The 13,337-nt window shown below is 61.3% G+C and carries 11 protein-coding genes; 5 read left to right on the forward strand and 6 right to left on the reverse strand.

What is annotated here, in order from left to right; genetic code table 11:
* Positions 1–4 precede the first annotated feature (4 nt).
* From NCT04_RS15470 to betI, 5 genes are all read right to left on the reverse strand, one after another.
* Positions 5–1,192: a porin gene (locus tag NCT04_RS15470; RefSeq protein ID WP_250466419.1), complete on the reverse strand. Its 1,188-nt coding sequence runs from the start codon at positions 1,190–1,192 to the stop codon at positions 5–7.
* A 33-nt stretch (positions 1,193–1,225) separates the two neighbouring features.
* Positions 1,226–1,363: a hypothetical protein gene (locus tag NCT04_RS15475; protein WP_244829032.1), complete on the reverse strand. Its 138-nt coding sequence runs from the start codon at positions 1,361–1,363 to the stop codon at positions 1,226–1,228.
* A 275-nt stretch (positions 1,364–1,638) separates the two neighbouring features.
* A complete protein-coding gene (gene betA, locus NCT04_RS15480) occupies positions 1,639–3,381 on the reverse strand; it encodes a choline dehydrogenase (protein WP_250466421.1) in 1,743 nt (580 codons plus the stop codon).
* A gap of 10 nt (positions 3,382–3,391) precedes the next feature.
* Entirely contained in the window at positions 3,392–4,852 is a 1,461-nt protein-coding gene (betB, locus tag NCT04_RS15485) for a betaine-aldehyde dehydrogenase (RefSeq protein WP_250466423.1), read from the reverse strand.
* Positions 4,853–4,879: 27 nt separating this feature from the next.
* Positions 4,880–5,467: a transcriptional regulator BetI gene (gene betI, locus NCT04_RS15490; protein ID WP_244829035.1), complete on the reverse strand. Its 588-nt coding sequence runs from the start codon at positions 5,465–5,467 to the stop codon at positions 4,880–4,882.
* A gap of 217 nt (positions 5,468–5,684) precedes the next feature.
* Between betI and fdhA the strand changes: the two genes are divergently transcribed.
* On the forward strand, positions 5,685–6,881 hold the full coding sequence (gene fdhA / locus NCT04_RS15495) for a formaldehyde dehydrogenase, glutathione-independent (RefSeq protein ID WP_244829036.1): 1,197 nt from the start codon (positions 5,685–5,687) through the stop codon (positions 6,879–6,881).
* Positions 6,882–6,946: 65 nt separating this feature from the next.
* Here fdhA and NCT04_RS15500 read toward each other — a convergent pair whose 3' ends face one another.
* Positions 6,947–7,948: a GlxA family transcriptional regulator gene (locus tag NCT04_RS15500; protein ID WP_244829037.1), complete on the reverse strand. Its 1,002-nt coding sequence runs from the start codon at positions 7,946–7,948 to the stop codon at positions 6,947–6,949.
* Between the two features lie 447 nt (positions 7,949–8,395).
* Here NCT04_RS15500 and NCT04_RS15505 point away from each other — a divergent pair, with 447 nt between their 5' ends.
* The 4 genes from NCT04_RS15505 to NCT04_RS15520 are packed head-to-tail and all read left to right on the forward strand — an operon-like array spanning position 8,396 to position 13,326.
* Positions 8,396–9,670, forward strand: coding sequence for a serine hydroxymethyltransferase (locus tag NCT04_RS15505; protein WP_244829038.1), 1,275 nt, complete (start codon positions 8,396–8,398; stop codon positions 9,668–9,670).
* 19 nt (positions 9,671–9,689) lie between these two features.
* On the forward strand, positions 9,690–10,661 hold the full coding sequence (locus NCT04_RS15510; RefSeq protein WP_244829039.1) for a dipeptidase: 972 nt from the start codon (positions 9,690–9,692) through the stop codon (positions 10,659–10,661).
* 25 nt (positions 10,662–10,686) lie between these two features.
* The gene (locus tag NCT04_RS15515) at positions 10,687–11,226 is read left to right on the forward strand and encodes a DUF5943 domain-containing protein (protein WP_250466425.1); all 540 of its coding nucleotides are present in this window, start codon (positions 10,687–10,689) and stop codon (positions 11,224–11,226) included.
* 36 nt (positions 11,227–11,262) lie between these two features.
* Positions 11,263–13,326: an NADH:flavin oxidoreductase gene (locus NCT04_RS15520; RefSeq protein WP_250466427.1), complete on the forward strand. Its 2,064-nt coding sequence runs from the start codon at positions 11,263–11,265 to the stop codon at positions 13,324–13,326.
* Positions 13,327–13,337 lie beyond the last annotated feature (11 nt).

Consider the following 13,337-nt stretch of genomic DNA (forward strand, 5'->3'; position numbering starts at 1 on the left):
AGCGTCAGAACGCGTGCCGCATGCCGATCATCGCGATGAACTGCGACGGCCCGGACGACGGCGTGGTGTTCTGCGAATCGCCGACCACCGCGACTGCATCCGAAATTCTCACACGGCCCGCGCCATTCGCGATCAAAGACTGACCGCTCGCGTGCTGATAAGCCTGCAACGCGTAGAACGTGGTGCGCGCGGACAAAGCATAAGTCTGCTCCAGCGAAATCTGTTGATAACGCGCCGGGTCATTCACGCCGTTCGACTTGCTGGCCCGTGTGTAGCTGTAGCCCGCCGCTGCGGCGAAAGCAGGCGTGAAACGATACGACGCAATCGCGCCGTACGAGTTGAACACGGCTTCGTCCGAGAACAATGAGTGCGCGCCCGGTGCGTATTGCACGTTCGAATAGTTCAGACCCACCATCAGGTCCTTGAGCGTGTAGCGCGCGGCAGCGGCGATCATCTGCACGCCGCCCGACGTGGCGTAGCCGTTGTTGACCGGCGAATTGTTGGCGAAGCTGCCGATGGCGCTGCTCGTCGCGACGTCTTTGAGGTGCACATAACCCGCTGCGATCGAGACGGGCTTGAAGTCGTAGCGCAACGCCGCGCTGAGGTTGGAGCCGCTCGCAATGCTGCCGGCTTCGCCGCCGAGCCCGGCTTGTGCGGCGAGCGTCAGACCCGCGATGTTCGGCGAGACATACGAGACCGAGTTATTGAAGCGCAGTGTGGTGTCGAGCGCATCGACATCGCCGGGATGTGCGCCGGTCGCGCCCGTGAGCGCGCTGGTCGGACCGAGCGCGCCGACGAGATTGAAGTAGGGCGTGTATTGCCGCCCGAGCGTCAGCGTGCCGTAACGGTCGTTGGAGAGACCGGCATAGGCTTGTCGATTGAACATGCCCGCGGAGCTTGCCGCTGCGCCGTTCAGGGAATTGAAGCCGCTCTCCAGACGAAACACGGCTTTTGTGCCGCCGCCGAGATCTTCCGCGCCCAGCAGGCCAAACTTACTCGCCTGCAAACTGCCTTGCGACATATACACGTTCGACGAGCCGCGCTGATTGCTGGCATAGGCGAAGGCGTTATCGACTACGCCGTACAACGTGACGCTGCTCTGCGCTGCCGCCGATGCGGACACGACCGCCGCTGCGAGCGGCAGACACGCGATGGCAAGCGCGCGCGTGGGTTGAAGCTTTGAGACTTGCATTGCTACTTCGGTCCTTCAGTTTAAAAGTGTTGATCAAATGTTGATGTTCAAGGTCAGATGTAGCCAACCCTGTTCGGTGCGCTCACTGATCACCGTGCCATTCGTGCATGAAGCACGGCGCGCGTCGGAAGCGGGCACGCTGATGCGCACTTCGTTCTGCGAGCGCGGCATGTTACCTGCTCGTTCGACGGCGATTCGCAACGTTTCGTGGTCGCTGTGTATTCGCACGCGCCAGCGGCCTTGTTCGCCGCGACGCCCTTCGCTTTAGCCGTCACATTTATTTCCATTCGGTACGGCGACGGGAACGCTTCGGAATACGAATGGGCTGCGATCGTAATAATTGAGATGAAGACGAGGCACTAGGGAAAACCATGCGTCGGATGCAAAGGTCGCCGCCGGTTATCGAGCCGAAGAGTTCGGCTCGGAGGAGGTTTCTCTGGAAATGCTCAGATGCGCGAGGTGGCGGAGTCGCTCGTCACGTCACTTTTCGCACGCTCGACCAGTTCCTTCTGCAACCAGCCGCTGTCGCGCGCGCGCTTGCCGTTCGCCACGAAGTACGGCGTCTCGACGCGTGGCAAGGCTTCGCGCCCGCGAATGCGATCCGCGATCTTTTCCGCGAGCATGATGGTCGGCGCGTTGAGATTGCCCGTCGTGATCTGCGGCATGATCGACGCATCCACTACGCGCAAGCCTTCCATGCCGTGCACGCGTCCTTCGGCATCGACCACGGCCATATCGTCGTAACCCATCTTGCACGAGCACGACGGGTGATATGCGGTCTCCGCTTTCGCGCGGATGAAGGCATCCAGATCCCGGTCGCTCATGCGCTTTGCGCCGGGATTCAACTCGCGTCCGCGATACTTGCTGAGCGCCGGCTGCTGCATGATTTCGCGCGTGATGCGAAGCGCATCGCGGAACTCGCGCCAGTCGAGCGGATCGGCCATGTAGTTAAAGAGGATGCCCGGATGCGCGTGCGGGTCGCGTGACGTGAGCTTGACGCGTCCACGGCTGGGCGATCGCATCGACCCGACATGCGCCTGAAACCCATGCAACTCGATGGCATTCGAACCGTTGTAATTGATCGCCACCGGCAGAAAGTGATACTGGATGTTCGGCCACGGATCGTCATCGCGCGTGCGGATGAAACCGCCCGCCTCGAACTGATTGCTCGCGCCTATGCCCGTGCCCTTCAGAAGCCATTCGAGCCCGATAGCAGGCTGATTACGCAGTTGCAGCGCGGGATAAAGCGAGACCGGCTCCTTGCATTCGTATTGCATGTACATCTCGAGGTGATCTTGCAGATTCTCACCGACTCCCGGCAGATCGTGCACCACGGGAATCTCGAGTTCCCTGAGCCAGCTCGAACGTCCGACACCGGAACGCTGCAGCAATTGCGGCGAAGCAATGGCGCCGCTGCATATGAGCACTTCACGCCGCGCATGCGCGCGCACGCGTTGCACGCCATGCAGATAAGCCACGCCAGTCGCGCGCTTGCCAGCGAACAACACACGGTCAGTAGTTGCATGCGTAACTATCGTGAGATTGCCGCGATGCTTCGCGTGATCCAGATAACCACGCGCCGTGCTCGCGCGCCTTCCGTTCGGCGTGACGGTACGATCCATCGGTCCAAAGCCTTCTTGCCGATAGCCGTTGAGATCGTCCGTACGCGGATAACCCGCCTGCACGCCTGCTTCGACCATCGCCGCGAAGAGTGGATTGTTGCCGGGTTTGCTGGTCGTGACATGAACGGGACCGTCGCCACCGTGATAATCGTTCGCACCGATATCGCGTGTCTCCGCTTTGCGGAAATACGGCAGACAGTCGAGATAGCTCCAGTTTGCAAGACCCGGCCGCATGGCCCAGTTGTCGTAGTCGAGCGCATTGCCGCGTATGTAGCACATGCCGTTGATGAGCGACGATCCGCCGAGTCCCTTGCCGCGTCCGCATTCCATGCGACGATCGTTCATATGCGGTTCGGGCTCGGTTTCATACGCCCAGTTGTAGCGCCGCCCTTGCAGCGGATACGCAAGCGCCGCCGGCATCTGCGTGCGAAAGTCGAAGCGATAATCCGGGCCGCCCGCTTCGAGCAGCAGCACCGTCACGTCCTCGTCTTCGGTAAGACGCGAGGCAAGCACGTTGCCCGCCGATCCCGCGCCCACGATGATGTAGTCGTATTCCATCGCGCTCATCGAAAGCTCCTTAAAACACGGGCTGATAAGGCCCGAGCTCGACCTGCACGGACTTGATGCGCGTGTAGGCATTGAGCGTCACGATGCCGTTTTCGCGCCCCACGCCCGATTGCTTGTAGCCGCCCACGGGCATTTCCGCGGGCGATTCGCCCCATGTGTTGATCCAGCAGATACCCGCTTGCAACCGATGAATCACGCGATGCGCACGCGATATGTTCTCCGTGACCACGCCCGCCGCAAGTCCGTATTCGGTATCGTTTGCGCGCGCGATGACTTCGTCTTCGTCGTCGAAGGCAAGAATGCTCATCACCGGTCCGAAGATTTCCTCGCGCACGATACGCATGTCGTCGCGGCAATCGGCAAACACGGTCGGTGCGACATACTGGCCGCGCGCGAATGCACCATCGCTCATGCGCGCGCCGCCGGCGATGAGTCGCGCGCCTTCGCGCTTGCCGCTTTCGATAAAGCCGAGCACTTTATGCAGTTGCGCCGCGCTTGCAAGCGGGCCGAAGTTGGTGAGCGGATCATCCGGCGCGCCAATGCGAATACGCTTTACGCGCTCCAGCACCAGCGCTTCGAAGCGTTCGATCACGCCGCGCTTGACGAACACGCGCGTTCCGTTCGTGCATACCTGTCCCGAGCTAAAGAAGTTCGCGCTCATGGCAATGTCGGCGGCGCGTTCGAGATTGGCGTCGTGAAATACGATGAGCGGCGACTTGCCACCCAGTTCCATCGTCACTTCCTTGAGCGTCGAGCCGCCCGCATGCGCCATGACCTTCTTGCCGGTTTGCACCCCGCCCGTGAACGATATCTTCTCGATACCCGCATGTTCCGCGAGCATGGCGCCCACGCGGCCATCGCCTTGAACCACGTTGAAGACTCCGGCGGGCACGCCCGCTTCGGTATAAATCTCCGCGAGCTTCAGCGCGGTGAGTGGCGTGATCTCGCTTGGCTTGAAGATCATCGCGTTGCCGGCCGCGAGCGCGGGCGCAGACTTCCAGCAAGCTATCTGTATCGGATAATTCCATGCGCCGATGCCCGCGCACACGCCAAGCGGCTCGCGTCGCGTATAGACGAACGACGATTCGCGCAGCGGTATTTGCGTGCCTTCGATGGCCGTCGCGAGTCCCGCGTAATACTCGATCACATCCGCGCCGGTGACGATATCCACGGCGCGCGTCTCCGCAATCGGCTTGCCGGTGTCTCGCGTTTCGAGCGCGGCGAGTTCGTCGTTGCGCGCGCGTAGCAGGTCGACGGTGCGTCGCAGGATGCGGGAGCGCTGCATCGCGGTCATGGCGGCCCATTCGCGTTGCCCGTCGTGTGCTGCGTGCACGGCGCGATCGACATCCGCTTGCGACGCCTGCTGGACGTGCGCGATGGATTCACCGGTGGCGGGATCGAGCGTGACGAAGGTTTCGCCGCTCGTGGCATCGACGTATGCGCCGCCGATGTAAAGGCGTTGCTCTTCCATGTCGTGCTCCTTTGAGGATGGAAAGTTTTAGCCGCGCGCTTCGAGCACCAGGTCGATGTAGTCGTAAGCGAGGCGCAACGCCGACTTCGTATCGAACGGTTCGCCTGCAAGCGCGCCGCGCAGCCAGAGACCGTCGATAAGCGCGGCAAGACCGCTGGCCGCACGGCGCGCGGCAGGCTTCGTCAAGGCGCGCGAGAAGTCCGCGCATAGATTCGAATAGAGTCGCCGCGTGTTGACACGCTGCAAACGCCGCAACTCGGGCTTGTGCATGCTCTCGGACCAGAACGCGAGCCATGTCTTCATGGCGGGGCCGTTCACCTGTTCGACATCGAAATTCGCGGCGACCACTGCGCGCAACTTCGCACGCGGCTCGGCTTTCGCGGCCTTGCGGCGACGCGACGTGGCCTGCCAGAGATTGCGCAGCACATGACGCATGGTGGCTTCGAGCAGCCCGTCCTTGTCGCCGAAATAGTGACTGACGATTCCCGTCGATGTACTCGCGCGCTGCGCCACCGAGGCGAGCGTCGCACCGCCGAGGCCCGCTTCGTCGATGGTCTGCAAGGTCGCGTCGATGAGTTGCGCGCGACGAATCTCGCGCATTCCGAGTTTGGGCATTGGTCGCTTCTGCTGTCAGTTCGATTCGATGTTAGGCGTTTTTATATTGAACGGTCAATCAATAAAAACCGCCGAAGAACGTCATGTCGGTTTCAGTCAAACCCGCGTCGCATTGGAGATCGGTCGTGCGCGACTAGCGGCGCTACGCTCGACGAACGGGCGCGATGAACCGTGACGGTGCATCGCGCGAGCCGTCCACGAGACATGGAGACGATCAATGAGCAGCAATCGCGGCGTCGTATATCTGGGGCAGGGCAAGGTGGAAGTGCAGTCCATCGACTATCCGAAGATGGTCGATCCACGCGGGCGCGACATCGGCCACGGCGTCATTCTTCGCGTAGTCAGTACCAATATCTGCGGCTCGGATCAGCATATGGTGCGCGGCCGCACGACGGCGGAAGTCGGCCTCGTGCTCGGGCACGAGATCACGGGCGAAGTGATCGAAATCGGCCGCGATGTGGAGACGCTTGCCATTGGCGATCTCGTTTCGGTGCCGTTCAACGTGGCATGCGGGCGCTGCCCGACCTGCAAGGCGCAACATACGGGCGTGTGTCTGAACGTAAACCCGTCGCGTGCTGGCGGCGCGTATGGTTATGTCGATATGGGTGGCTGGATAGGCGGCCAAGCGGAATACGTGATGGTTCCGTATGCCGATTTCAATCTGCTGAAGTTTCCGGACAAGGCACAGGCCATGTCGAAGATACGCGACCTCACGTGTCTCTCCGACATCTTGCCGACGGGTTATCACGGCGCGGTGATGGCGGGCGTGAAGCCGGGTGCGACGGTCTATATCGCGGGCGCGGGACCGGTTGGAATGGCGGCGGCGGCATCGGCGCGCATCTTGGGCGCGGCGTGCACCATCGTCGGCGACATGAACGAAGAGCGCCTGGCGCACGCGCGCAAGATGGGTTTCGAGACCATCGATCTCTCGAAGGACGCGACGCTCGGCGAGCAGATCGAGCAGATTCTCGGTAAGCCGGAAGTGGATTGCGCGGTCGATTGCGTGGGCTTCGAGGCACACGGTCACGGCAGCGGCAGCGGCGAGGAAGCGCCGGCCACCGTGCTCAATTCGCTGATGGAGATCACGAAGGCAGCGGGCGCCATTGGCATTCCCGGCCTCTATGTCACCGATGACCCCGGCGCCGCCGATGCCGCCGCGCGCAAGGGCAGTCTCAGCATTCGCTTCGGCCTTGGCTGGGCGAAGTCGCATTCGTTCCACACGGGACAGACGCCGGTGATGAAGTACAACCGCAATCTGATGCAGGCCATCTTGTGGGATCGTTTGCCGATTGCGGATATCGTCAACGTGTCCGTGATTTCGCTCGATGAAGCGCCCGAAGGCTACAGAAAGTTCGATGGCGGCGCGCCGAGGAAGTTCGTGCTCGATCCGCACGGATTGTTGAAAGCGGCGTAATCGGCCTGGAATGAAGAGAGCCGTTGGCTGTTGCAAGCCAACGGCTCTTTTTGTTCGAACCGATATCAGGCAACCAGCGCCGAAGGTGCAACCGCCGCAAGTGAAGGCGCTTGCTTGCGGCGTTCGCGCGTGGGCGCGGTTCCGAAGGCATCGCGATAACTCTTCGAGAAGTGGCACGCCGACTGGAAGCCGCAAGCCATGGTGATATGCATGATCGACATATCGGTTTGCAGCAGCAGTTCGCGCGCGCGCCGCAGACGCAGCGTGAGATAGTAGTGCGTCGGCGTCATGCCGAGATGCTCGCGAAAGAGCCGCTGCAATTGCCGTTGCGACATGCCGGCAAGGCGCGCCAGTTCCTCGCGCGACAGCGGCTCCTCGATGTTGTTCTCCATGAGCGAGATCACTTCGAAGAGCGACTTGTTGGCCGATCCGAGTCGTGCCACGAGCGGCATGCGCTGCTGCGCGCTCGTATCGCGTACATGTTCGACGATGAATTGCTCGGCGATCTGTGTCACGCGCGCCGTACCCACGCGGGATGCGATGAGATTGAGCATCATGTCGAGCGGCGCGACGCCGCCGGTACACGTGACGCGATCGCGGTCGATCACGAACAGTTCCTTCAGGAAGCGCGTGTCGGGAAACTCTTCCTTGAGCGCCGACATGTTCTCCCAGTGGATCGCGCACGCATAGCCCGCGAGTAAGCCCGCACGAGCCAGTGCATAAGTGCCGGTGCAGAGGCTGCCGAGCACGCTGCCCATGCGGGCGAAGCGGCGCAGCGCGGCGAGATGTGCGGGCGTGGTCGCGCGCTGCACATCGATGCCGCCGACCACGAACACGATATCGGGTTGTCCCACGCATTCCACCGGACCTGTATCGACGGACAAGCCGTTGCTCGCGGTGACGGGACCGCCATCGGGACTCACGATCGACCAGCGATACAACGGCTGCCCCGTCAGATAGTTCGCCATGCGCAGGACTTCGATCGCGTTGGTGAAAGCGATCATGGTGAAGTTGGGAAGCGGCATGAAAGCGAAGTGCGACAGCGACGCCGTGCGATCGGGGGACATGTGAGGAATGATTCCTTCGAATCTATTGTTTGACGCCGTCAGATGCGGCGCTTTGCCACTTTTTGCATTTTGGTTTCGTTTGCAACTACCATGCCATCAGGCTAAACCCTGAGCCTCGCGAGGCATCGTGCATGCTTCATATAGACGCGATTTCCTCGCCGACCCTCCACGAGCAAGGGCGCGCACCGTCGATGCGCACGGGCGTTCCGCGACAGTGCAGCGGCGCACCGAATAAATCGCTACACCGAAATCCATCGCGCCACTTGTCGAAAAAAGACGCGCATGTCGGAAAAGGCCAAGAACACGTCTAAATTCGTAAATTGACCGGCAGGACGAAAGTCAAGAATAGACGCAACGATTACGGCCGCGACGGAAAACGGAAAAGCATCCGAAGAGCCACCCGCACCGCCGTCGAACGGCCGTCACACTTGACCCACGGACCTGCCAATGTCGAACTCGAATCCCTTCTTCGAAGCCCCGCTTGCATCCAGCGACGCTTCGGTGCGCGGCGCGATCCTGAAAGAACTGGAGCGCCAGCAATCGCAAATCGAACTGATCGCGTCGGAAAACATCGTGTCGCGCGCCGTACTGGAAGCGCAAGGCTCGGTGCTCACGAACAAGTACGCGGAAGGGTATCCGGGCAAGCGCTATTACGGCGGCTGTGAATTCGTCGATGAAGTCGAGGCGCTCGCCATCGATCGCATCAAGCAGCTCTTCAACGCGAAGTTCGCCAACGTGCAGCCGCATTCGGGCGCGCAGGCCAACGGCGCCGTGATGCTTGCGCTCGCCAAACCCGGCGACACCATTCTCGGCATGTCGCTCGATGCGGGCGGTCACCTCACGCATGGCGCGAAGCCCGCGCTTTCGGGCAAGTGGTTCAACGCGGTGCAATACGGTGTGAACCGCGACACCATGCTGATCGATTACGAGCAGATCGAGGAACTCGCGAAGCAACACAAGCCGTCATTGCTGATCGCGGGATTCTCGGCGTATCCGCGCAAACTGGACTTCGCGCGTCTGCGCAAGATCGCCGATAGCGTCGATGCGAAGCTCATGGTCGATATGGCGCATATCGCGGGCATCATCGCGGCGGGGCGTCACGATAACCCCGTGGATCATGCGCACGTGGTCACGTCCACCACGCACAAGACCTTACGCGGTCCGCGCGGCGGTTTCATCCTCACGAACGACGAAGACATCGCCAAGAAGATCAACTCGGCCGTGTTCCCCGGCCTGCAAGGCGGCCCGCTGATGCATGTGATAGCAGGCAAGGCGGTGGCCTTCGGCGAAGCGCTGCGGCCGGACTTCAAGACGTATATCGACAACGTGCTCGCAAATGCGCAAGCGCTCGGCGAAGTGCTCAAGGAAGGTGGTGTCGATCTCGTCACCGGCGGCACGGACAACCATCTGCTGCTCGTCGATTTGCGCCCGAAAGGCCTCAAGGGCAATCAGGTCGAGCACGCGCTGGAACGCGCGGGCATCACCTGCAACAAGAACGGCATTCCCTTCGATACCGAAAAGCCGACCGTCACCTCGGGCATTCGCTTAGGCACGCCGGCAGGCACGACGCGCGGCTTCGGCGTCAACGAGTTCCGCGAAACCGGCCGCCTGATTCTCGAAGTCTTCGAATCGCTGCGCGAGCATCCGGAAGGCGATCCGCAAACCGAACAACGCGTGCGCCGCGAGATCTTCGCGCTGTGCGAACGCTTCCCCATCTACTAAGCACACGGAGTTATCAACGATGAGCACTCTGCACGACAACAGCATCATCATCGACGGCCTGAACATCTCCAAGTTCGAGCGCTCCGTGTTCGAGGACATGCGCAAAGGTAACGTCACCGCGGTGAACTGCACGGTTTCGGTCTGGGAAGACTTCCAGAAGACGATCGACAACATCGCCGAGATGAAGCAACAGATTCGCGAGTACAGCGAGATTCTCACGCTCGTGCGCACGACCGACGACATTCTGCGCGCGAAGAAGGAAAACAAGACAGGCATCATCTTCGGCTTCCAGAACTCGTATGCGTTCGAGGACAACCTCGGCTATATCGAAGTGTTCAAGGAGCTCGGCGTGAACGTGGTGCAACTCTGCTACAACACGCAGAACCTGGTCGGCACGGGCTGCTATGAACCGGACGGCGGACTCTCGGGTTATGGCAAGGAAGTGATCCACGAGATGAATCGCGTCGGCATCATGGTCGATCTTTCCCACGTGGGCGCGAAGACTTCTTCCGATGCCATCGCCTGCTCGAAGAAGCCTGTCACGTACTCGCACTGCTGTCCCTCGGGACTCAAGGACCATCCGCGCAACAAGACCGACGATCAGCTGAGAGAGATCGCGGACGCCAACGGCTTCGTCGGCGTGACCATGTTCTCGCCGTTCCTGAAGAAAGGCCCGGACGCGACCGTCGACGATTATCTCGAAGCCATCGACTACGTGATCAACGTGATCGGCGAAGACAAGGTGGGCATCGGCACGGACTTCACGCAAGGCTACAGCACCGAGTTCTTCGACTGGATCACGCACGACAAGGGCCGTTATCGCCGTCTGACGAACTTCGGCAAGGTCGTGAATCCGGAAGGCATTCGCACGATCGGCGAGTTCCCGAACCTCACGGCCGCGATGGAAAAAGCGGGCTGGGGCGAGACGCGTATCAAGAAGGTGATGGGCGAGAACTGGATGCGCTTCTTCGGCGAAGTCTGGAACGTCTGACTCCAACAAGAACAGGGAACCCGCGATGCAACCGCAACTGCCTATCGACGTCGATCAAGAAACGGGCGTCTGGACTACCGACGCGCTGCCCATGCTGTATGTGCCGCGCCACTTCTTCACCAACAACCACGTGGCCGTGGAAGAAGCGCTCGGCCGCGAAGCTTACGCCGCGATTCTCTACGAGGCGGGCTACAAGTCCGCTTATCACTGGTGCGACAAGGAGGCGGACAAGCACGGCATAGCGGGCATGGCGGTGTTCGAGCATTACCTGAAGCGCCTGTCGCAACGCGGCTGGGGTCTCTTCGATATCGTCGAATCCGACCCGCAGAGCGCCATGGCGCGCGTGCATCTGCGTCACTCGTCCTTCGTGCTCGCGCAACCGGGCAAGCACGGCAAGCTCTGCTACATGTTCGCCGGATGGTTCGCCGGCGCGCTGGACTGGGTCAACGACACCGCACCCGACAGCACGAAGAAGGGGCCGCGTTCGCACTCGGTCGAAACGCAATGCGCCGCGGAAGGCTGCGAGCATTGTGTGTTCGAAGTGTCGCCGCTCGCATCGAAATAAAGGCTTCAAAGCAAAACCTTTCCGAGGTCGCCCGCAATGCGTTACCCGAACCTTTTCAAGCCACTCACGCTGAACAAACTGACCTTGCGTAACCGTATCGTCAGTACCGCGCATGCCGAGGTCTATGCCGAGCCAGGCGGTCTGCCCGGCGACCGGTATATCCGCTATTACGAAGAGAAGGCGAAGGGCGGCGTGGCGCTAGCCGTTTGCGGAGGTTCGAGCCCGGTGTCGATCGACAGCCCGCAAGGCTGGTGGAAGTCGGTGAACCTGTCGACCGACAAGGTCATCGACCCGCTCTCGCGGCTGGCCGAAGCGATGCATCGGCATGGCGCGAAGATCATGATCCAGGCAACGCACATGGGCCGACGTTCGGCGTGGCACGGCGAGAGCTGGCCGCATCTGATGTCGCCTTCGGGCGTGCGGGAGCCAGTGCATCGCGGCAACGCGAAGATCATCGAAGTGGAAGAGATCAAGCGCATCATTCAGGATTTCGCGGCGGCCGCGAAGCGCGTGAAGGATGCGGGCATGGATGGCGTCGAGATCTCGGCGGCGCATCAGCATTTGATCGATCAGTTCTGGAGTCCGCGCACTAACTTTCGCACGGACGAATGGGGCGGTTCGCTCGAAAACCGTCTGCGCTTCGGTAAGGAAGTGCTGCAGGCCGTGCGCGAAGCCGTGGGCGCCGACTTCGCAATTGGCTTGCGCATGTGCGGCGACGAATTCCATGAAGACGGTCTCGATCACGAACAATTGAAAGAGATCGCTCAAGCGATGGCTGAAGCGGGCCTCATCGATTACATCGGCGTGATCGGTTCGGGCGCGGATACGCATAACACGCTCGCCAACTGCATGCCGCCGATGGCGCTGCCACCCGAGCCTTTCGTGCATCTCGCGGCGGGCATCAAGTCGGTCGTGAAGCTGCCGATCATGCATGCGCAAAGCATTCGCGATGCGGGTCAGGCGGAACGTCTGCTCGCCAACGGCATGGTCGATCTGGTCGGCATGACGCGTGCGCAGATTGCGGACCCGCATATGGTGATCAAGATTCGCGACGGCCGCGAGGACGAGATCAAGCAGTGCGTCGGCGCGAACTACTGCATCGACCGGCAGTACAACGGACTCGATGTGTTGTGCGTGCAGAACGCGGCGACATCGCGTGAAGCGACCATGCCGCATGTCATCGAAAAGACGCGCGGGCCGAAGCGCAAAGTCGTGGTGGTCGGCGCAGGGCCCGCGGGACTCGAAGCGGCGCGCGTGGCGAAGTCGCGCGGTCACGATGTCGTGCTGTTCGAGAAGAACGATTACGTCGGCGGTCAGATCATGCTTGCCGCGAAGGCACCGCAGCGCGAGCAGATGGCGGGCATCGTGCGCTGGTTCGACATGGAAACGAAGCGGCTCGGCGTGGATCGTCGTCTCGGTGTCGCCGCCGACGACAAGGCCATCATGGCCGAGAAGCCGGACATCGTCGTGCTCGCGACGGGCGGCTCGTCGTTCACGGATCAAGTGCCTTCATGGGGCGTCGAACGAGGTCTCGCGGTGAGCGCCTGGGACATTCTCTCGGGCAAGGTCGAGCCGGGCAAGAACGTGCTCGTTTATGACGGCGTGAGCACGCATGCGGGCGCGGGCGTCGCGGACTTCATCTCGAGCCGTGGCGGCAATGTCGAGATCGTGACGCCGGACGTGAAGGTCGCCGATGACGTCGGCGGCACCACGTTCCCCATCTTTTATAGAAGGCTTTATGCGCAAGGCGTGATCCATACGCCGAACTACTGGCTCGACAAGGTGTACGAGGAAGACGGGAAGAAGATTGCCGTGATCCGCAACGAGTACACGGAAGAACAGGAAGAGCGCGCGGTGGATCAGGTCGTGATCGAGAACGGCAGCACGCCCAACGATTCCCTGTACTGGAAGCTGAAACCCGAATCGCTCAATCGCGGCCAGGTGGATGTGCACAAGCTCTTTGCATCGGAAGCGCAGCCGTGTCTTTCGGAAGAGCTTGGAAACGGGCGTTTTCTCTTGTTCCGCGTCGGCGACTGCATCTCCATGCACAACATCCACGGCGCGATCTACGACGCGCTGCGTCTTTGCAAAGACTTCTGACGAGGGCTTTA

Source organism: Caballeronia sp. GAFFF2 (genome assembly GCF_023631485.1).
Classification (GTDB): Bacteria; Pseudomonadota; Gammaproteobacteria; order Burkholderiales; family Burkholderiaceae; genus Caballeronia.

What these genes read in the sequence shown, in the direction of transcription:
- betI (WP_244829035.1), bottom strand. Translation starts at nt 5,467, where the DNA reads ATGCCCAAACTCGGAATGCGCGAGATTCGTCGCGCGCAACTCATCGAC.
- fdhA (WP_244829036.1), top strand. Translation starts at nt 5,685, where the DNA reads ATGAGCAGCAATCGCGGCGTCGTATATCTGGGGCAGGGCAAGGTGGAA.
- betB (WP_250466423.1), bottom strand. Translation starts at nt 4,852, where the DNA reads ATGGAAGAGCAACGCCTTTACATCGGCGGCGCATACGTCGATGCCACG.
- NCT04_RS15520 (WP_250466427.1), top strand. Translation starts at nt 11,263, where the DNA reads ATGCGTTACCCGAACCTTTTCAAGCCACTCACGCTGAACAAACTGACC.
- NCT04_RS15505 (WP_244829038.1), top strand. Translation starts at nt 8,396, where the DNA reads ATGTCGAACTCGAATCCCTTCTTCGAAGCCCCGCTTGCATCCAGCGAC.
- betA (WP_250466421.1), bottom strand. Translation starts at nt 3,381, where the DNA reads ATGAGCGCGATGGAATACGACTACATCATCGTGGGCGCGGGATCGGCG.
- NCT04_RS15500 (WP_244829037.1), bottom strand. Translation starts at nt 7,948, where the DNA reads ATGTCCCCCGATCGCACGGCGTCGCTGTCGCACTTCGCTTTCATGCCG.
- NCT04_RS15475 (WP_244829032.1), bottom strand. Translation starts at nt 1,363, where the DNA reads ATGCCGCGCTCGCAGAACGAAGTGCGCATCAGCGTGCCCGCTTCCGAC.
- NCT04_RS15510 (WP_244829039.1), top strand. Translation starts at nt 9,690, where the DNA reads ATGAGCACTCTGCACGACAACAGCATCATCATCGACGGCCTGAACATC.
- NCT04_RS15515 (WP_250466425.1), top strand. Translation starts at nt 10,687, where the DNA reads ATGCAACCGCAACTGCCTATCGACGTCGATCAAGAAACGGGCGTCTGG.
- NCT04_RS15470 (WP_250466419.1), bottom strand. Translation starts at nt 1,192, where the DNA reads ATGCAAGTCTCAAAGCTTCAACCCACGCGCGCGCTTGCCATCGCGTGT.